This window comes from Psychrosphaera sp. B3R10 (genome assembly GCF_018861025.1).
GTDB classification, from domain to species: Bacteria; Pseudomonadota; Gammaproteobacteria; order Enterobacterales; family Alteromonadaceae; genus Psychrosphaera; species Psychrosphaera algicola.
Map to the genome: position 1 here is coordinate 57,438 of NZ_JAHKQH010000024.1, position 20,538 is coordinate 77,975.

Sequence of the window (20,538 nt, forward strand, 5' to 3'; positions counted from 1 at the left end):
AGTTTTATAACTTCGAAAGAAAGAAAAATATTTAGAGTCGAATGGAAATAGAATTAAAATTTTTATTGCACGAAAACAAGATTGATCAGTTTAAAAAGTTGATTGAGAACGACATGTTTCGTGCAGTTCGTAAACCAACCTTAGTATTAAGTAACGCCTATTTTGACACACCGGACAATGACCTAAGAGCCTTTGATATGGGACTTAGAACTCGTTGTAGTGAAGATAAAAACGGCCAAGGTTGGAGTGAACAAACGGTCAAACTGGCGGGTAAAGATATTGGCGGTTTACACCAGCGACCTGAACATAATGTTCGGCTAAGTGATGTTCCCCAGACAAAATGTTTTGCTGATCTTACTCAGTTTGATCCAACCATTTGGCCAGCCAATTTCGAAACAGAAAAGCTCCAACGAAAACTCATCAAGCAATTTGAAACCGTATTTAGCCGAAACATTTGGCACATCACTATGCCCAGCGGCACGCTTATAGAATGCGTTTTAGATGAAGGTTATGTTGAATCAGGTGAAAACAAAACGCCTATTTGTGAGATCGAACTTGAGCTTGTTAAAGGCAATGTCGCTGACATTTTCAATCTAGCGCAATTTTTGGTTGTTCACTTACCACTGCGGTTTGGCAGTCTGAGTAAAGCCGCGCGCGGTTACATGTTAGTTAATGACAAAACGTTAGAAAGCTACAATTTGGAAGCGATTAATGTCGAACACGACGTGACTGTTGAGCACGGAATGATCCAAATGTTGAGCGAAGGATTAAAGTTTGTTCAGCATCATGAAATGGTCTTTGTTGAACAACATTCATTAAAGGCACTTCGTCGCACCATCGACGGTTTTTCGCAGTTAATTCATATTCTACAATTGTTCTCAAAAGTATTGCCGGTAGCAAGTGCAGAACAGTTAATTAAAGGGTTTAAACACTGTCGAAAAACTCTGAGCTGGGTTGATATCTTTTATCAATTCAAACAGCTCACTAACCGCCCTACACCCTACCGAAACAAGATTAAAGACAGTGAATCGCTAAGCGAATTATTACGACGCCAAATGACTCATGAAGAGCAAATGGCCGACGCGTCAGCTTTTTTCCAAAGTCCAGAATATAACTTGTTGATCCTTAATCTGATCAATTGGTTAACCCATAAACAGTGGCGAACGGAATTGTCGCTAAATCAAATATCAGAGCTAAACCAACCGATCAGAAGGATATCCGAACAATGGTTGGATAAAGCATGGAGCAAATTAAAGCCGCAGTTACTTGAATTAAAAGATGTTACTCAAAGCTCCTATATCGAAAAACTGTATTGGCCGCTTGCAACAGAGCTGTTAACTGGATTGTGTGTTGGCCGCTTGTATGACACCGAAGATTGGCATAGTTTTAGAAATCCTTTAGTTGATCTTTTGATCGGCTGTGAAGAACTTATGCTGTTAAATACATTGGAAAAACTCGTTGATGAAAATTTGGCGACACATCCGAAACTCGAAGTGCATAAAAGTTGGATCGCAAGCAAACAACAAAGTCTGTTAATTGCCGTTAGCGCATCGACTAAAAATTGTTGCAAACTTAAGCCTTATTGGTAATTTAATGAAAATAAACACATTGTACGATACTCAGTTAGCCGCTCAGAGACTGAGTGAATTTGAATCGCAGCATGAGCAAATAACAGCAGCATCAGAAATAATAAGAACCATCGGATATCTGTTTGCTCGCAGTGAGTTTATTTTTCAAACTTGTTTAAAATACCCCCAAGTTTGTTCGGAATTATCTGAACATTTAGCACATGGTAAATCTGTTGATATTCATTTCCCAACTGAATTATTAGCAGAACCAGATGAAAAGACATTTCAAAAGCACCTGCGAGTCTTCCGACACAAAACTATGGTGCTTATTGCCGCCGACGATTTTCTTGCATTGACGTCGATTAAAGAATCGATGTTATTGCTGTCTAAATTAGCAGATGAACTGTATGTCGTAAGCCGAACTTGGTCCATTGAGTCGCTTAAACCTCGATTTGGCCAAGCCTTGAATAAAGAACATGACGAGATAGCGTTAATTGCATTGGGAATGGGAAAGCTCGGTGGTTATGAACTTAATTTTTCCAGTGATATCGATTTGATCTTTTGTTACAGCGAAAAAGGCCAAACTCAAGGCGGAAGAAAGTCCGAAGATTTCCAAATTTACTTCACCAAACTGGCGCAGAAAATCATTCAATTGTTGGATGAAGTTACCGGGGATGGGCAGGTATTCCGAGTCGATATGCGATTGAGACCATTTGGAGAAAGTGGCCCATTGGTGTCGAGTTTTGATGCCATTGAGGATTATTATCAAAATCAAGGTCGAGAGTGGGAGCGATACGCATTACTCAAGGCAAGACCGCTCGGACAGGTCGGCAGCATTTCAAACATAGAATCTTCTCAGCACCAAGTTTTAGTCAAAGTACTTAAACCTTTTGTTTTTCGACGCTACATTGATTTTAGTGTGATCGAATCGTTACGAACGATGAAAAAACAGATCCAAAACGAAGTTAAACGAAGACGAATTGTGCTCAATATTAAATTGGGCAGTGGCGGCATTAGAGAAATCGAATTTATCGTTCAAGCGATGCAAATGCTTAGGGGCGGTAAAGAACCGCAATTACAGCAAGCAAGTTTGCTAAAAACGTTACCTGAATTAGTTACCTTAAATGTATTTAGTGGCGCAGAAGGTAAAGCCCTTGCCGAAGATTATTTGTGGTTAAGGCAATGCGAGCAGTACCTCCAAGCGTTTGGCGACCAACAAACGCAAACCTTACCAACCGAACCTGAACTGCAAACTCGGCTTATCGAGTTATTTGGATTTGTAGATTGGCAGTCGTTTCTTAATCACCTTGCTGAAATTAACAAACGTGTCAGTCAAATGTTTATCAGTGTAGTCGGTGAACCGGAACAAGCAGAAGATAAGTCAAATGACGCTAAGTTGGCCAAGTGGAATGATGTTTGGGAGCAAGACGAAAAGCCTGCTGTGATGGATGATTTTGATCATGCCGAGGTCGTTTGGAAACAAAAATCGGACTTAATCAAACAAGTCAGTGGCGCAAGGGGTCGTGAACGATTAGATCAATTAATGCCTCAATTACTGATGGAATGCGCTGAGCAAAAAGTAGGTAAGGTTGAGTTTACAGAGATTTTAGTTCTACTGAAAAAGATAGCGTCTCGAACAGCCTACCTTGAGTTATTGGTTGAAAACGCAGGGGCGTTGTCGCAACTTATCAAGTTGACGTCGTCATGTCAGTTTATTGGCCAGCAAATAAGTCGATTTCCACTGTTGTTGGATCAACTCATTGATCCGAAGCAGTTATACAAGGTCCCTGATCTAAATAATTATAACGATGATCTACGTCGACAATTATTACGGGTAGAACCCGATGATTTAGAAATGCAAATGGAAGTGCTGAGACAGTTTAAGCTAACCAATCAATTGGTCATAGCAGCTTGTGACGTGGCGGGAGTTGCAAGTTTGATGCAAGTCAGCGACCACTTGACCGAGATTGCTGAAGCCTGCTTAGAACAAGCGACGGGCATTGCATGGCAACAAATGATAAAACGCTTCGGCTATCCTGAAGGCGCAACCGATGACCATAAAAACTTTGCTATTATTGGTTACGGAAAATTAGGGGGTTTTGAATTAGGTTACGGTTCAGACTTAGACATAGTCTTCATTCATGGTTGCCAGTCGTCAAAAGAAACCGACGGCAAAAAGGCAATCGATTCTCGTCAGTTCTATCTTAAGCTAGCGCAACGACTCCTTCATTTATTTACCACTCGCACGATGTCTGGTGAGTTGTATGAAGTTGATACGAGATTGCGTCCGTCAGGTGCATCAGGATTATTGGCGATTAATATACAGACGTTTTATGAATATCAAACAACCGAAGCGTGGACGTGGGAACACCAAGCACTAGTGCGTAGCCGAATTGTGGCCGGGGATGATATTTTGGCAAAACGGTTTGATCAAATTCGACTCAGTATTTTGTCAATGTCACGAGAGAATGACGTTTTGACAAAACAAATTGCAGAGATGCGAACAAAAATGCATGACAATTTGTCGAAGGAAACAGAAGAGCTATTTGACTTAAAACAATCTAGAGGTGGGATCGCAGATATTGAGTTTATTTCTCAATACTTGGTTTTACAGTTTGCTGAGAAACATCCAGAATTGACCAAATATTCCGATAATATCCGAATTTTGAATTGTGCGTTAGAACTGAAATTGATTGAACAGACAGACTTCGATTCGTTGACTCAAGCTTATATCGAATTTAGGGAGCATTATCACAAAGCTTCTTTAAACAACGCCAAAAAGTTGTTGTCGGTGAAGGCACTACCAACTCACATTGGGCAGGTGAGAAGAACCTGGACACGCCTACTTGGTTAACCTAAGTTCATTTTTCCAAGTAATGATCCGTTCTGGTAAATCTTCGCTTTCTGCCAGAGTATCAAGTTGCGTAAAACTACGAGCAATCGTCTTTTTATCCCCTATTGCTTTACTTACTTCTATCAGGCGCAAATAGGCTATTGCTTCACTAACTTTATCCTTCGATTCAACAAAGCTTCGGATAGACGTTAAATAAGTCCGTCTGGATTTAGTATATTGCTTGGCATTTTGGTAGGCCCTTGCCAAGTTAAATTCAGAGATCCCAATTTGCTGTCGGTTGGCATTTTCTTTCGCCCAAAAAATTGCTTTTTTTGAAGCTTCTATGGCAGCCGTTCGTTGATTTAATTGACCAGTGCAGTGACTCAGGTTGGTATAAAGCTCCACTTGAAAGCTGGGGTTATTATATTGGTAATAGTTCTTTTTGATGGTGAGAAGCAGTTGTTTGGTTTCTAAAAACTTTGTTTTCGACTCAGCCACTAATCCCGATTTTTTTAGACGATGTGCTTCAACTAAAATGATATTGGCATAATGGATTAAATAAATAGGGTTTGAAATAGTCGAGGTAAGTTGACTAAAAAGCCCCTTGGCTTTATCTAAATAATAGATACCTTTTTTTTCATTATTTTGCGCAAACTGAGTTTTCGCATGGTAAATACGAGTTAAAAATTGAAACTCTTTGCTCTTTATATTTTTGGAATCAACATACTTAGCCGTCGCCTCATGCAACCTTTGGGTGTAATTTAATTGAAATAGAGATTCAAATTCATAAATTTTTAAAACATACCAAAAGTCTTGGTGTTCCTTGGTCTTAATTAGTTCTGCAGGTAATCGATTTAAACATTCGACAAATTCTGACTGACAAACCGTCCTGATACTCACTTTTGGAGGTGTTTTTTTAGCGGCAATGGCTACTGGCATCGTAACGATTATCAGGATAATGAGGTAATAAAATGTTAGTAATAATTTCATAATATACTGGCTAATAGTTTCGTTGCCTTGATGATAACAAGGAATTCGTTCAATTATTACCAATTGTTTGTTGTTTTTTCCCTCGATAGAAACAAACGGCTTAGAAAGCCTGCACTCTTCCATAGTTCTTAAATCCCGAATATTCGGATTAATATGCCGAAAAAAGGCCACTTCTTGGGTTTTTTCCACTGTAAATAGAAAAAATGTAAAAAAATATGCATTAAATAGTTGAAAATGTTTCCGCCAACCCCACTTAAGTTCCAAGCAAATTTATAACCCTATTTTAATTGATGTTTTGGAGTGTAATCCCATGGGTAGAATTATTGGTATTGATTTAGGTACAACTAACTCATGTGTAGCTGTATTAGACGGTGACAAGCCTCGCGTAATTGAAAACGCGGAAGGTGATCGTACAACCCCTTCTATTATCGCCTACACAGATGAAGGCGAAATTTTAGTTGGCCAACCGGCTAAACGCCAAGCGGTAACTAATCCAAATAATACATTATTCGCGATTAAGCGTTTAATTGGTCGTCGTTTCGAAGATAAAGAAGTTCAGCGTGACATCGACATTATGCCGTTCAAAATTGTTAAAGCTGACAATGGCGACGCATGGGTTGAAGTTAAAAACGAGAAAATGGCTGCGCCACAAATCTCTGCTGAAGTTTTGAAAAAAATGAAAAAGACGGCAGAAGACTATTTAGGTGAAACGGTATCAGAAGCTGTTATCACTGTACCTGCTTACTTCAATGACTCACAACGTCAAGCAACTAAAGACGCTGGTCGTATCGCTGGTCTAGACGTAAAACGTATTATCAACGAACCAACAGCTGCTGCACTTGCTTACGGTGTTGGTAAAAAAGGCAGCGACAATGTTGTTGCAGTATACGACTTAGGTGGTGGTACGTTCGATATCTCAATCATCGAAATTGATGAAGTAGACGGCGAGCAAACGTTTGAAGTATTAGCAACAAACGGTGACACACACTTAGGTGGTGAAGACTTCGATAACCGTGTTATCAACTACTTAGTTGAAGAATTCAAAAAAGAGCAAGGCGTTAATCTTAAAAATGACCCGCTTGCTATGCAACGTGTTAAAGAAGCAGCTGAAAAAGCAAAAATTGAATTATCTTCAGCACAAAATACCGAAGTTAACTTACCTTATGTAACAGCGGATGCATCTGGTCCTAAGCACATGAACATTAAGATCACTCGTGCGAAGCTAGAGTCTCTAGTTGAAGACATGATCCAAGCGACGTTGGAACCATTACGTGTTGCACTTAAAGATGCAGACTTATCAGTAAGTGATGTTAATGACATTATCTTAGTTGGTGGTCAAACTCGTATGCCTAAAGTACAAGAGGCTGTTACTGAGTTCTTTGGTAAAGAACCTCGTAAAGATGTTAACCCTGATGAAGCCGTGGCAATTGGTGCAGCGATTCAAGGTGGTGTACTTTCTGGTGACGTTAAAGACGTATTGTTATTAGACGTAACGCCATTATCTCTAGGTATAGAGACTATGGGTGGTGTAATGACTCCGGTAATTGAGAAAAATACAACGATTCCTACTAAGCAATCACAAACATTCTCAACTGCCGATGATAACCAAGCTGCGGTTACGATTCACGTGTTACAAGGTGAGCGTAAACAAGCATCAGGTAATAAATCTTTAGGTCAATTTAACCTAGAAGGTATACGTCCGGCGCAACGTGGTACGCCTCAAATCGAAGTTACATTTGACGTTGATGCTGACGGTATCTTGCATGTATCTGCTAAAGATAAAGATACTGGTAAAGAACAGAAGATCACTATCCAAGCAAACTCAGGTTTGTCGGATGATGAGATTGAAGCAATGGTTCGTGACGCAGAAGCAAACGCGGAAGAAGATAAGAAGTTTGCGGAACTAGCACAAGCGCGTAACCAAGCTGACGGTCTAGCACATGCAACTGAGAAACAAATCAGTGAAGCTGGTGATGACTTACCAGCTGAAGACAAAGAGACAATTGAAGCTGCGATTGAAGAGCTGAAGGTTGCATCTAAGTCTGGTACGGTTGAAGATATTGAAGCAAAATCTCAAGCGTTAATGGAAGCATCTCAAAAATTAGTTGAGCTTGCTCAAGCTAAAGCACAAGGCGGCCAACCTGGTCAAGCTGGCCCAGAAGCCGGTGCTGAGCAGTCAAATGCCCAGGACGACGATATCGTTGATGCTGAGTTTGAAGAAGTAAACGACGATAAAAAATAAGATGTAATCAGTCCTGTGTTAGCCGATGCTAACACAGGCTTTTTAGGTCATTAACATGGGCGTTTTTAAAACGCCCTGTTTTGTTTTTAAAATATAGGTTAAACGTAGTCATGTCTAAACGCGATTATTACGAAGTTCTGGGAGTAGCAAAAGACTCAACGGAACGTGAGATCAAAAAAGCGTATAAACGCTTGGCGATGAAGTATCACCCAGACCGTACTGCCGGTGACAAAGATCTTGAAATAAAATTCAAAGAAGTAAAAGAAGCATACGAAATATTGTCAGACGAAGACAAGCGTCACCAGTATGATAGTTATGGTCATGCGGCGTTTGAAAACGGACGTGGCGGTGGTCATGGTCATGGCGGCGGTGATTTCAGTGACGTATTTGGCGATGTGTTTGGTGATATATTTGGTGGCGGTGGTCGTCGTGGTGGCGGTGGTCACAGACAACAACGTGGCGCTGATTTACGTTACAACTTAGAAATGAGTTTAGAAGACGCCGTTCGTGGTAAAGAACTCGAAATCAAAGTGCCAACTTGGGTAACATGTAATCCATGTAGCGGAAGTGGTGCTAAAAAAGGCTCGTCTCCTAAAACCTGTAGTACTTGTCATGGTAATGGCCAAGTGCAAATGCGTCAGGGCTTTTTTGCGGTTCAGCAAACTTGTCCAACGTGTAAAGGCCAAGGTCAAGTTATCTCAGATCCGTGTAACTCTTGTCATGGTCAAGGTCGAATTGAAAAGACCAAAACCTTATCGGTTAAGATCCCAGCAGGCGTTGATACAGGCGACCGTATTCGTCTAAGTGGTGAAGGTGAAGCTGGATTAAACGGCGCACCAACGGGTGACTTGTTTGTTCAAGTACATGTTAAAGATCATCCAATTTTTGTTCGTGACGGTAATAACTTGTATTGCGAAGTGCCAATTGGCTTCAGTACAGCTGCACTTGGTGGCGAAATTGAAGTTCCGACATTAGACGGTCGCGCTAAGCTTAAAGTGCCTTCAGAAACGCAAACTGGTAAAATGTTCCGCTTACGAGGCAAAGGCGTTAAGTCTGTTCGCAGTGGTGCTATTGGTGACTTGATGTGTAAGGTTATGATCGAAACGCCGGTCAACTTAAACGAAAGCCAAAAAGAATTGTTGCAACAGTTTAATGAAAGCATGTCTGGTAAATCGTCAAAATACCGTCCAAAAGAGCAAAGCTTTTTTGATGGTGTGAAGAAGTTTTTTGATGACTTAACAAGTTAATCAGGCTTTTATAAATTCAAAAAAACCTCGTTTATCGAGGTTTTTTTATGCCTGTAATAAAGTGCTGATGTTCAATGTGATCTTAATGGATTGTCCCAACGTACATTAATTAACGCAACAGACAGGAATTTAATTATGTACACATCAAATCAACCTAAATATGACAACGTATTAAAGCCAACGATTCTTTGTATTGCAGAGTCGTCACACTATCTTGTAGGTGTAATTGACTCAGCGCATAACCTTTTACCGCTAGATCCCCAAGGTAAAGTTATATCATGCAGTTCATTAGTAGAAGCCAAAATGCTATTACGAAATAAAGGGATTTTGGTTGCGGATATTGAATATCAAACCGCATATGACGAAATGTGTGGTAATGCAGAACGTGCACCATGCCTTCACGTTGTACAGTTGTAATAAAAGGCCTAAGTCAATGACATCTAATACAACAATACCTAATAAAACAGCCTCAATAGAAACACTTTCAAATGTAAATGGCGTAGGGCATTGCCAATATAACGCGCCAAAAAACCAAGTGAGCCCAAAAGCATTACTCAACAGTAAATGGACTAAAGTGCACGTGACTAATAAAGAAAAGCATTTTTTGGTAACGTCAGTCACGTTTGACGAATGGCAAAATGTCGTCGAGTGTAAAATTGAGGCCGTGATTTCAAACAATGAGTACTTATTGGATTGGCGAGAACTAAAGCAAGCAGATAAGTGGCGACTGGGTTGGAATTAGTCTGTTTAGATTAGGCTCAGTTAAGTTCACTCTGTTCTCGAAGCATAAGCCTTAAATACACCAACTTGTTATAGTGATAAATGCAGTCACTCACCACTCAATTGATTTTCCCTGCCAATCTAAAAAACTCAATGTTCCATCTATTTCTGTATTCGCTAAAATAGTGAAAAGTTGCTGGGCGACAAATTTAGGGGTAAACAGTTTTCCCGCAGGCACATTAGAGTGAAATGGTTTGGATAACTCAGTGTCAGTTGTTCCAGGATGAAACGAAATGATTTTGATATTTTTGGCCCGCCTAGCCAGTTCAATCGCGGCATTTTTTAGCATCATGTTTAACGCTGCTTTGGATGCCCGGTAGCTATACCAACCACCAAGTTGATTATCGTTAATGCTGCCGACCCGAGCACTAAATACAACCACTTTGCAATTATGGGCACCAGTCAATGTAGAGACTAATTGTTGAAGCCAAAGCAAAGGGGTTAGCGCGTTGACTGTGACGATTTGTTGGAACGAAGCTGTGTCTATATCCTCTAACCGCTTTTCTGGCTTTATCGTGTCGCTATGGAGTAATCCTTGGCAAATAAAGACTTGAGTAATGGGGAGATTTGAGACTTTTTGAATTTTTCTCACCGCTCGCTTTATTTCGTCAACATGGTAGTTATCAATCTCGATTTTGTGGATATGTGGGCCAATTGTATTTTCGTAAATAGCTAAATCTCGACTCACTAATATGAGTCCTTTGTCAGACTGAGAAAGTACTTCAGCGGCAAGTGCTTTAGCGATGCCGCTATTTGCGCCAATGATTAGGCTTTGTTGCTTTTGCATTACAAGCTCCGTTTTGGCAAGTATCTGTTTTGATGTTAAATAAATTTGCGAGTACTGCGGAAATGGGCTGTCGATATTTTGCGACAACAAGATAAACCCAGTGGCTTATTGGTTTAATTATTGGCCAGTTTAACGGTGCAACCCAAAAGCCCTTTCCTACAAGTGTCCATGCTCGATGGGTCACTTCAAGACCAAGTAATATCTTATCTTGATAGCGGCCATGCAATATCGCCATCGCCTTGGAGAACTCGATATCGGGGTAATGTTTAGCAAAATCCTGTTGGTGCAAGTCAACTAGGTTGATCACATCATGTGTGTCATGTTGTTTTAAATGCCGCATTTCCGATGAGCAAAGCGGGCACTGACCATCGTAAAATATTGTCATCATAAGGTATTGCCTCACTTGTCGGTGTTCTGTTTTACCCGAACTAAATTAGCTTAACTGAGTTTTTAGATTCTGGAGTTACTTCATTTTCAACAATCACATGCCATCAAGTGGAATTTGTTGAGTCATACTTTCTGGCTTGGCGTAGCTTAACCGGCTGAGTCTCTGGGTTTGGTGATAGCTGTCTAGACCAGAAATAGCAACAGTATCGATGGCTTCAATATCAATGTATCCGTCTTGTTTGATAACGGAGGTGTTACAAATAACGTTGGTTATTTTTCCGATAACAAACAAGGTGCCGTTTAATTCAATTGGAATAATTTGTTGAAGTTCTAGGCTGTATTTTAACTCACTTTCAGCAACAAACGGCGCCGAAACGCCTGCAATATAGAAAGGGCTTAGCCCGGTTTCACTAAATTCACTTTGGCTTTTGTCATATCGTGCAGACGTTTGATGTGCTTGTTGCCAAATCGAGCTATTGACTTGGTTGATAGTGTATTGGTTGGTTTGTTCAATATTTTCTAACGTATGTCGAGTGACCGTGTTTGGCCTAACGATAAAACCCATTAATGCTGGAGACGCGCCTAAATGTACCACCGAACTAATCATAGCTAGGTTGGTTTGCCCGGCGTTATCTATCGTACCGACTAAATTCGCGCTTTTATAACCAGACAAACTATTTATAAATTGCGCTCGTTGCCGTGTTGGCATTTCGCTTAATTGATTTTCATTAAAGTGGGTCATGTTGTTATGTTCGTTACCTAGTTCAAAAGTGCTGTCTTCTTACAGTATTACGCACTGGGCAAAAAATAGATCAAATTTGATCAATATGACATTGCAAAACAGTTACCAATTACGTGATAAAAGTTGCTTTGGTGACTCGAAATGAAGGTGGCACAAAGCTTAGAAGCTATTTACTTATTTAAGCGAGACAAATTATTTGGTAGGGCGTTTAAATATATTAACCAAAACCGTGGCAAAATCACCAATAGGCTTGAAGTATAAAGTTACGACCGATTGGTTTATTTTTTTATCTCTTACCCCAAATATTATTGGTTTTGAACATTCATGACTGCAGACTAATGAGTGTGTCATACGGTCCCAAATTGCCAATGTGGTACCAAAGTTTTTGTCTCGGTGGATGAAAGCGCGACTATGGTGAACTTGATGTTGAGCAGGGGAGATAAACCATTTTTCTATTGTTTTTGGCCAACTAAACCAAACATGTGAATGACGCAAATTAGCCCCCAAAACATTAAATGCAAAAATAAACATATTGGCTCCCAAAATGTCGATAACCCGCAATTGGTAGCTAAACAAATAAAATCCCAAGCCTAAAACAAGACCATTAACTAACAGCAGTCGTATGGCATAAAGTGCACTTTCCACCGGATGAATTCGATAAACCGTTACCGGTGTTAAAACCTGCGCACTATGGTGTACCTTATGAAATGCCCATAAAACGGGGATCTTATGTAAAGCTAAGTGAAGTAAAAATCGAGTAAGGTCGTCCATTAAAAAGAGCATAACGGTAAATAGCACCGCCACACCTGTTTTATTAGTGACTACAGCAGGGAGTTCACCAAAAATATTCTCCAGGCCAAACGAGACCCATATTGCAATTGGTGCAACAGCAAACAAAAATGGTGTGATAATAAGAGTTTTAATGACAATGTTAATTATAAAAATGACATAATCATGTACTGCAGAGCGGTGAAGCCAAATACGTTTGTCTAAGACATATTTTAAAAAGCTCGTGTTTTTTTTATGACGGCTACTGACGACAAAAACAATCGCCAAAGTGGCAATAATATAGCCCCAAAACAAACGTTTATTGGGGCTAGTTACGTGCGCTAGCAGGTTGTCGTTTAATAAAGCGAGCCCGTCATAAAAGGTCATAGTTTAAAATCAAAGTTGAAGTAACTTAAGTTTGTCATCTTATCAATTAAAACTGGTATTTATAACCAACAAAAAATTGTTGGGGTTTGCTTGGTCGTGCGCCAAATGGTCGACGTGATACTAAAGCAACGTCGTCTAATATATTGTCTATTTTAAGATAAAGTGTGTGCCCACCAGGCAATGAGTAATTGGCATTTATGTCCACTACTGTACTTGCATCGGTTGATAGTCCTGACAATGAAACATTGTCACCAGCCGCCTCTGGCATGTCACTCGTGTATTTTATAATTGCACTAAGCTGCCATGTTGTTGTCTCTAAGCCGACATTAAGGGCAAATTGATTGTTTGGTAAGTAAGGGACCGGATCACCTTTTTCGATGTCGCCCCACATTTCAAATGTCGAATTAAAGTCGGATTTAAACGCAGAATCGGTATAGGTGTATGTCACAGACCAAGGTAAATCTATAGTGTCGGTAATTATTACTCGACTACCCGAACTGAGCTCTAAACCAGACACTTCAACTTCACCGCCATTATATTCTTGGTCAAGAAGGGCTGTGTTTGTGCAAGACGCACTTGTCGAAAAGGAGCAGCTTTCTTTCAAGTTTTCGAAGTCATTATAAAACAATACAGCTTCAAATTTTGTTTCCCCTTTTTGATAGCGACCACCTAATTCATAATTGACACTCTTTTCTGGCTCGATGCTAGCCGCTTGCTTTGGACTTGTTGGTACATAACCTTGATGTACTCCGGCAAAAATGCCTGTGTTATTATTTAAGGTGTAAAACCCAGACAAACTATATAACCAAGTGGTTGAAGACTTTTCTAACCAGTCTTCGGTGGCGTCGACTTGCCGGTTTTGATATCGACTGTCAACCATTTCACCGCGAACACCGGCTGTTAGTTCTAGGTCATTTAACTTTAACGTATCTTCAAAGTAGACAGAAACCGCATTGCTTTTTTCATAATCGACAGTTGTAAATTCGGTCGTATCATCTATTGGCGTCATAATACCTTGAGTCATCTTAAAATTTTGTTCAAAGTGATCGCGGTCAATGCGGTCTTGATGAACACGTACGCCCGTTTTAATAACGTGTTCTATGTCAAAAATTGCCGTTGAATACGAAAGATCAGACTGCCAGCCCCGGGAATAATAACTGCGGTCGTTGGTGCCGACAATGAGTTGTTCGCTGACGGCAATCGAATCGCGTTCACCGGTCAGTATTTGATAAAAGTCTTCGTATTCCGCTGGATTAGCAATAATGTTTTGCAGCGTTGTGGTGTGATTAAACCCATTTACTTTTTGCCAAGCTCGGGTAAACGTATTGTTATAAAGGCGATTAACCCACATTATAGATTGGTTTGAGATTGAATAGGTCAACATTGACTGATTATGTTCCCAAACCATATTGCCAACCTGACTGACTGCGTAACGACGATAAGGCGTAGAGGCAAAGTCACCATCCGTTAAGCCCATGTAAGTTTCGTTACTGTCTTCATCCGACTGACTTAGTTTGAGTTCGATATAATGATCAACGTCTTCACCAAACAACTTGCCGGAGACTAGGTAATTTAATTTTGCTAAAACGTCGTTTTTGTTAAAACCACTATCTTCGTCATATAAGCTTTTTTCAGCAAAATCGATATCTTTAAAACCGTCTGCAGACAGCGAAAGACCCTCTAACATAAACCCTAATTGACCAGGACCTAAGTTAATTGAGTTGCCCCAATGGGCATGGATTTTCGAATACGCATTTGAGCCGTAGCTTAAATCAATAGTACCTTCAGATGACTCTGGAATAACCCGTGTCGTCATATTTAATGTGCCAGCAACCGTGTTAGGGCCATACTTAATTGCCGCAGGCCCTTTAAATACTTCGACGGATGTCATTAGATTTACGCTTGGAAAATAATAGGCTGCCGGTGCGGAGTAGGGCGCAGGGCCAATCAATATACCGTCTTCAAGAATATTGATCTTTTTACTGCGCTCAGGCGTTACGCCACGAAAACCTATGTTAGGGCGTAAACCGTAACCGTCTTCTTGACGAATATTAACCCCAGGCACTTGCGCTAAAATACGATGTATATCGTCGTATTCCATTTTGTCGAGTGCCAGTTCATCAATCAAGGTCGCTGAACCTGCTTCAGTTCTTAGCTTGTCGGTGCGCCCCAATATTTGCATATGTTCAGTCGCCATTTTTGACTGCTGCTTCTTAACTTCATCGGCAATTATTTGTTGCTTAACCTTTGTCTTGTTAACGTCATCAGTTGTGATGTCTTGGTTTGCTATGGCTGGAGTGTGCCCGACTATTGCCGCGCTAATAATCAGGGTATTTAAAATACGGGTCGTCATTAGTCAGCGTCTCCGGCAGATGTAATTGGCAGTTCTAATGCGAGATAAGTAATAAACAAGGATTTAAGATTATCTGTGACTTTTTTGACCGCTACATAAACGGCTTGAATTTTTTCTGGGTTAGTTGTCACAGCATCATTCATATTGCCATTTATCGCTGTAGCGGGTTGGTTAGAGACCTGAGTGTCAGCCGCTTCATTAAACTGTTCGATTAACGTTATTGCTGCGTCTATGTCGTTTGTCATAGTTGTAGCTAACTCGTCACCATCTACTTCGCGTAGAAAGTCATCAAAACCGATATCTTCAGGTGCATCACTGCCACCGACAAATAACATCCTAAACGCCACTAAATTATTACGAATGTTGGCTAAACCATAATCCGCAATATTTGATTCGACATCAGCAACACATGCCATATTTCCACAACTATTATCAGCCAATCCAATGGGAGCACCGAGTTTGCTGTCTTTGGTTATGCTGTCGATATAAAACATAGCGTCAGTAAGTGCGTTTATTGCTTTATGTGGTGAGGCAAAACTGCTATCAGATTGACCGGAGGTTAACAATTGTGATTGAAAACCGTTCGTTTCGTCAGTCCAGTTTGTATGCAGTAATGTTGCATTTTGGTTAAGGTCATTAGCGACTGCCGTTGCAAACTCACAACGTGCCTTAATTCGTTCTTCTGCTGGACGTTCATTCCAACCTGTGGGGGCCAAACTGTCCTTTGAACACGCATGAGCTAAAGAGTCGTTAAATAACAAATACTCAATAGTTGTTAAGCCTTTACGATTGCTTGTACGACGACTTATATCGTAATCTTCGCCGTTAAATTGGCCAACTTCATTGTGACCAACATCTTGATCTACCGCGCAATAATTGACTAGCGGCCATGAATAAATAACATTTCTTAAATTGTAATCATTTTCAATGAGAGGGCCTACTTGCATAACTTCAATTTTCTGCCAAGTATCCATAGTGTTGCGCCAACTATTCTGGGCGATAGCTAATTCTTCAACTGCCTGTGCTGAGGCAGAATTTGATGCGTCAACCGAGCTACAGTAGTTGTTAATATCTGCAGTTAAGGTTGTTGTATCTTGTTTAAATTGTTCGATGGAAGGTAAAAATACTTTTGTCGTAAGTCCATTTATTAATGCCAGTTGGTCAAACTCTGTTTCCACTTCTGGGGCACTTTGTCCATCTTTAAAGTCCGCTCCCTGTTCGCTCGTTAACGAATCACTGCATGCTGCTGAAACCAATAAAGTAAGACTGAGCGTGATTGATTTAATGTGAGGAACTGACAAAAAATGTCGTGAAAAATTCATCTAACCTTGTACCTTTTGTTGTCAAATTTAAAATACAAAAGGCTGACACATTGGCCAGCCTATCGCTTTTACTGATAAAACTTAAAAAACTACCAGTTTGTAACGTTTTCCGCATCAAAAGCATAAGCTGTTGCGAGTATGCCTTGAGCTTGCAACAAATCGGCTTTGTAGCTGTCTACATTGTCACTGACTAATTCAGGAGCATCGCCAATAAGTTGATTAACTTGTTCATGCTGCGTTGGTGTTAATGGCGAGAACGGACTGAACTGCAAACTGATTGCAAAACCTTTTAGTTCTGACCAGTGCTTAGCCAAATCACTATAAGAAAACGAGTCTGTTGCAAATGTCGCATAATCGCCAAGCGTATCGTTTATGTAATGCACTACTGTTGCTGCGATGGCTTTTTCCCATGCTGCAACGGCAATGTCACGTTGGGCAATTAAATCAGCCATTTGTTGATCAGTTAGTTCAGTACCGGCGGTATCAGCAAGAAGTTTTCTGCCTATTAGGAAGGCATTCATAGCATCTGAGGTAAAGTCGGTTGGCGCTGCATTAGTCACAGTCCCACGGTCACGTTTTGCAGCATTAGCGGCATGGCCAAAAATATACTCAGAAGTGAAATCAATCTCGTCATCACCATTTGTATCGTGCATGCCTTGATAATCGTCACGACCACCTTTTATGGAAATTTCGTCATCTGAATATTCCAAATAGTCACGTGCCGCACCAAAGTAGCCAAACCCTTCGTCAAACTGATGCTCTAAAGCACTGTAACTGCTACCAGCTTCAACAACGTGAGTTGACAACAAACCTTTACCATCAATGTTATTGTCTAAGTAATCATCAGTACCTTGTGAAAAGTTAACTGCACCAAGTAATATTTTTTGGATAAGCTGTTTGTAGTCTAAGCCATCGTCACTTAAATAAACTTTTGTAATGGTATCGCCAAAGGCGTCTGTACGAGCATTGCCATTGAAAAATTCTTCTTCTGCATTGTCTGCAATTAGATTAAATAGGCGAATAATTTCTTGTTCTGGCGTACGGGTTCCTTTGTCGCCAAATGCAACAAATTCTGTACTCCAATCTTTATGCTGACCAGTTGCGTCGTTACCCGCAATTTTACCGCTTAAATCTTTTAAAGAAGAAGAAACGTCGGCTAAAATAGTTTGAACGGCACTTGGTGTCGTCGCAACGGTGAGTGGGTTTTGGCTTGTCTCCAATACATATTCGTCCGAAGTCATTTTGTAAAACGACATCAATTTAGCAATAACTTCGTCACGTGTGGTTAATACATTGTTATTTAGGTCAGTCGTTAGCTGGCTGTCGATGTAATTATTAAGTTCAAGGATCAATAGCTGACGAGCAACTTGGCCGGTATAAGAAACTCGTTCACCAAAGTCATATCTGTCTAAAACGTCGTTCACATCAATAGTGAGGTCACTTGAAAACGAGTTTCCTTCGCTGTCTGTTGTTGTGACATTAACCGTTACTGTACTTTCAACTTCGTAATTTAATGCGATGTCAGAGGCAAGTGACAACTGATCGCCAGAAATTTCAAAACGGGCGTCATCGAGGGTGAAGGTATGCGTATCGTTAGAGTCAGAATCAACCGCCGTTAACTGGCCAATGACTGCGCCAACTTCGTTTTCGTCAACTGAAGTTGTCGCTAAATTTATACCGGTAGGTGCTGAGTTTTTATCATCGTCTGATGAACATGCAGTAATCGCCAAGGTATTAGCCAAAATAGCGAGTGTTACTAAAGATTTTTTCAACATCTGAGTTGCTTCCAATTTTATCGTAATGAGAATCGTTATCAATCCGAACAGGTTAATCAAAAACTTAATGAGAATCAATCTCATTATCTAGATTAGGGCATTTATTTTTTTATATGTTGAAACTAAATTGTTATTTTCTTCTGCTTTTGCGGAGGGGGATTGTTAATTAAGTTTAAAAAGTGGAGTTTTGATGTCATGAGAAATTGTAATAACGGCAAATGTAAAACGGCAGGCACAGTTTAGCTGTAACATCCATTTAGTTCCGACTAACGAAAGAATTTAATTTGATGCAAACCTAAATAAAAATAAAATAAATCTGGCTCAAAAAAATGTAATGTTATATTATATCAATCCTGTTAAATAATAAGGTTTAGTGAAATGAGAGACATCGCTGGTGCATGGTTATCTTTTTTGTGTGTATTACACTGCATTTTGCCTGTGATCTTGTTATCTGGTGGCGTTAGTTTAGGTCTAAATTTTGTTGCTGAAGAAATGCATGAAACCTGGCTACATACTGTTCTGCTATTACCTGTAATTGTTATCTTAGCTGTGAGTATTCCTAGAGCTTACCGTACTCATAAAAACCCGCAACCGGCTATGGTTGGTGTGGTTGGGATCTTAACCTTGATTTTTGGTGTCACTATTGGTGAGCATGTTGAAACTTGGTTTACGGTTGTAGGTAGTATTTTAGTAATATCTTCTCATTTACTTAACCGTCAAAGTTTGAAACGTACTTCAATATCAATGGCACAATTAGCCCAATAAAAAATGTTTAGTGCATGAAGTGAAAACGCACTAAGTAAAAGTTTTATTTCGTACAACATTGACCTAGATATCACGTTTTTTAAGCTTTAATTAAAAAACTAATACGTCGTCCTTTATTTCCGGTAATACACTTAGTTCGGCATAAATTTTACTTTGCCATTTCAAACTTATCTCTTTTAATGTGCCATCTTGTTTTATCGATAAATAAGCGTTACGCCATTGGTTGAAAATTTCTGGATCCGATGACGCAGACATGACGATATAAACAGATGAGGTATTAAGCAGGTAGGTTGGCTTAACTATTTCAATGCCTTGGTCAATCGCCTGCAGGTTGGACAATATGCCTAGAGGTTCGTGAATAATAACGGGAACTCGGCCGCGCAATAACATTTGCAAATTTTGCGCATGGTGCGTGACAGACTGTAAGTTACTAAAGCCTTTTTCAATCAACCACTCTTCTCTTATATCCCCTCTGACAACACCAATAGCATCTAGTTGTCGAAGTGAATTGATGTCTGAAATTTCTATTTGAGTGTCGGGCAAGCTATATACCTGCCAAGCCTTTTTCATGACTTTCCCGATCCATAAATATTGGTTCTGGCGAGATTTTGTTTTTGAAATACTGAACATTACGACGTTTTTGTCACTTTGCAGAATACTCAAACTGCGGGCTTCAGGTACAAATTCAATGGCAACAGCTTGTTGGTTTTCAGTCAGTAGATTAGATTGCGATTGTATGTTCAATTGCATAGCGTTGATGATCTCTGTGACATAGCCATCGGCTTGACCAGACGAGTTTAAATAGTTCGCAGGGGCTTCTTCAACGGTAATGATACGGACTCGTTGCACGGCAACAGAGCTTGATGCCCAAAGCGTAAGCGTCGCAAAAAAAAGGATGAGTTTCATAACATTTCCCCAAGCCACTATGTTTTAAATATAGAAAAGGAAATGGAAATACGCCATTAGATTGGCGCGTAAATAATAGTGTTAATTTAACTTACTGTTAACCTGAGTTATGACTCGTTGCCAGTTGTCGCCGGCAGAGAAAGTAACCGTGCTAGTTTGTCCAGCATTTTCGACATTTACCGCATTCATCTGTTCTCGCCACAACTCAGTGAGTGCCAATTGTTTTATTTCAATCCATTTGAATTGTCTGGTGAGTTTATAATCTTGATAAATCCAAAAGTAACCAGCGTCGTTTTGAGAGCCGACAAAGTTCAGGGGAATTGGCTGTTTTTTTTCATCTCTAATCTGAAAGTTAGACATAATGTAATCGGCAAACTTCTGTTGGGTTTTTGGATCGTCAATAATATCAGATTTACCTTTAAATAATTCCTGAGCCGCTTCTTCTGCATCATGAAGTGAATAGCGGTGCATCACTTCCAGAAAGCCAGTCCGTTCATTAAATAATACAATACTAAAAGCAGACTTCAGTTTATGGGCCGCTGCAGAATTAGACATGAGTAATACAATTAAAAAAGGGATTAATGTAAACCAGCGATATGTCATGAACGTTCCAAAAGTCAGAGAAAAAATAAGGGTTAGATGATCAAAATCAATGTAACTAAAAATGCCCGATAATTATCGGGCAT

The 20,538-nt window shown here is 40.0% G+C and carries 17 protein-coding genes; 7 read left to right on the forward strand and 10 right to left on the reverse strand.

What is annotated here, in order from left to right; genetic code table 11:
* Window positions 1-41: 41 nt before the first annotated feature.
* Both KO525_RS09085 and glnE read left to right on the forward strand, forming a co-directional pair.
* Window positions 42-1,589, forward strand: a complete 1,548-nt coding sequence (locus KO525_RS09085; RefSeq protein ID WP_215963491.1) for an inorganic triphosphatase — start codon at window positions 42-44, stop codon at window positions 1,587-1,589.
* Window positions 1,590-1,593: 4 nt separating this feature from the next.
* Window positions 1,594-4,422, forward strand: a complete 2,829-nt coding sequence (gene glnE, locus KO525_RS09090; RefSeq protein WP_215963492.1) for a bifunctional [glutamate--ammonia ligase]-adenylyl-L-tyrosine phosphorylase/[glutamate--ammonia-ligase] adenylyltransferase — start codon at window positions 1,594-1,596, stop codon at window positions 4,420-4,422.
* Here the strand turns inward: glnE and KO525_RS09095 are convergent.
* Entirely contained in the window at window positions 4,411-5,391 is a 981-nt protein-coding gene (locus tag KO525_RS09095) for a hypothetical protein (protein WP_215963493.1), read from the reverse strand. The two genes, glnE and KO525_RS09095, sit on opposite strands and share 12 nt — an antisense overlap.
* Window positions 5,392-5,701: 310 nt before the next feature.
* Between KO525_RS09095 and dnaK the strand changes: the two genes are divergently transcribed.
* The 4 genes from dnaK to KO525_RS09115 all read left to right on the forward strand — a co-directional run bounded on the left by dnaK (window position 5,702) and on the right by KO525_RS09115 (window position 9,622).
* Window positions 5,702-7,633 (forward strand): molecular chaperone DnaK, encoded by a 1,932-nt coding sequence (gene dnaK, locus KO525_RS09100; RefSeq protein ID WP_215963494.1) that lies wholly within the window; start codon window positions 5,702-5,704, stop codon window positions 7,631-7,633.
* 110 nt (window positions 7,634-7,743) lie between these two features.
* Window positions 7,744-8,880 carry a molecular chaperone DnaJ gene (gene dnaJ, locus KO525_RS09105; RefSeq protein ID WP_215963495.1) on the forward strand — a complete coding sequence of 379 codons (1,137 nt, stop codon included), beginning with the start codon at window positions 7,744-7,746 and terminating at the stop codon, window positions 8,878-8,880.
* 135 nt (window positions 8,881-9,015) lie between these two features.
* Window positions 9,016-9,297, forward strand: a complete 282-nt coding sequence (locus KO525_RS09110) for a DUF6482 family protein (protein WP_215963496.1) — start codon at window positions 9,016-9,018, stop codon at window positions 9,295-9,297.
* Window positions 9,298-9,313: 16 nt separating this feature from the next.
* Window positions 9,314-9,622 (forward strand): TIGR02450 family Trp-rich protein, encoded by a 309-nt coding sequence (locus KO525_RS09115; protein ID WP_215963497.1) that lies wholly within the window; start codon window positions 9,314-9,316, stop codon window positions 9,620-9,622.
* Window positions 9,623-9,712: 90 nt separating this feature from the next.
* On the opposite strand, the gene KO525_RS09120 is transcribed toward KO525_RS09115, so the two are convergent.
* The 7 genes from KO525_RS09120 to KO525_RS09150 all read right to left on the reverse strand — a co-directional run bounded on the left by KO525_RS09120 (window position 9,713) and on the right by KO525_RS09150 (window position 18,181).
* A complete protein-coding gene (locus KO525_RS09120) occupies window positions 9,713-10,447 on the reverse strand; it encodes an SDR family NAD(P)-dependent oxidoreductase (protein ID WP_215963498.1) in 735 nt (244 codons plus the stop codon).
* Window positions 10,410-10,835, reverse strand: coding sequence for a thiol-disulfide oxidoreductase DCC family protein (locus KO525_RS09125; protein WP_215963499.1), 426 nt, complete (start codon window positions 10,833-10,835; stop codon window positions 10,410-10,412). The genes KO525_RS09120 and KO525_RS09125 overlap by 38 nt, the downstream gene beginning before the upstream one ends.
* Before the next feature lie 93 nt (window positions 10,836-10,928).
* A complete protein-coding gene (locus KO525_RS09130) occupies window positions 10,929-11,576 on the reverse strand; it encodes a flavin reductase family protein (RefSeq protein ID WP_215963500.1) in 648 nt (215 codons plus the stop codon).
* A 192-nt stretch (window positions 11,577-11,768) separates the two neighbouring features.
* Window positions 11,769-12,731: a sterol desaturase family protein gene (locus KO525_RS09135; RefSeq protein ID WP_215963501.1), complete on the reverse strand. Its 963-nt coding sequence runs from the start codon at window positions 12,729-12,731 to the stop codon at window positions 11,769-11,771.
* A 46-nt stretch (window positions 12,732-12,777) separates the two neighbouring features.
* Window positions 12,778-15,084 (reverse strand): TonB-dependent receptor domain-containing protein, encoded by a 2,307-nt coding sequence (locus KO525_RS09140; RefSeq protein ID WP_215963502.1) that lies wholly within the window; start codon window positions 15,082-15,084, stop codon window positions 12,778-12,780.
* Window positions 15,084-16,406 (reverse strand): imelysin family protein, encoded by a 1,323-nt coding sequence (locus tag KO525_RS09145; protein WP_215963503.1) that lies wholly within the window; start codon window positions 16,404-16,406, stop codon window positions 15,084-15,086. Before KO525_RS09145 ends, KO525_RS09140 begins: the two co-directional genes overlap by 1 nt.
* A gap of 89 nt (window positions 16,407-16,495) precedes the next feature.
* Entirely contained in the window at window positions 16,496-18,181 is a 1,686-nt protein-coding gene (locus tag KO525_RS09150) for a DUF4856 domain-containing protein (protein ID WP_215963504.1), read from the reverse strand.
* 378 nt (window positions 18,182-18,559) lie between these two features.
* Here KO525_RS09150 and KO525_RS09155 point away from each other — a divergent pair, with 378 nt between their 5' ends.
* Window positions 18,560-18,946, forward strand: coding sequence for a MerC domain-containing protein (locus tag KO525_RS09155; protein WP_215963505.1), 387 nt, complete (start codon window positions 18,560-18,562; stop codon window positions 18,944-18,946).
* A gap of 90 nt (window positions 18,947-19,036) precedes the next feature.
* Here the strand turns inward: KO525_RS09155 and KO525_RS09160 are convergent, their stop codons facing one another.
* Together KO525_RS09160 and KO525_RS09165 are read right to left on the reverse strand one after the other, a co-directional pair.
* Window positions 19,037-19,852, reverse strand: coding sequence for an ABC transporter substrate-binding protein (locus KO525_RS09160; RefSeq protein WP_215963506.1), 816 nt, complete (start codon window positions 19,850-19,852; stop codon window positions 19,037-19,039).
* 81 nt (window positions 19,853-19,933) lie between these two features.
* Complete coding sequence (locus tag KO525_RS09165) at window positions 19,934-20,455, reverse strand: DUF6702 family protein (RefSeq protein WP_215963507.1); 522 nt, start codon at window positions 20,453-20,455, stop codon at window positions 19,934-19,936.
* Between the last annotated feature and the right edge of the window lie 83 nt (window positions 20,456-20,538).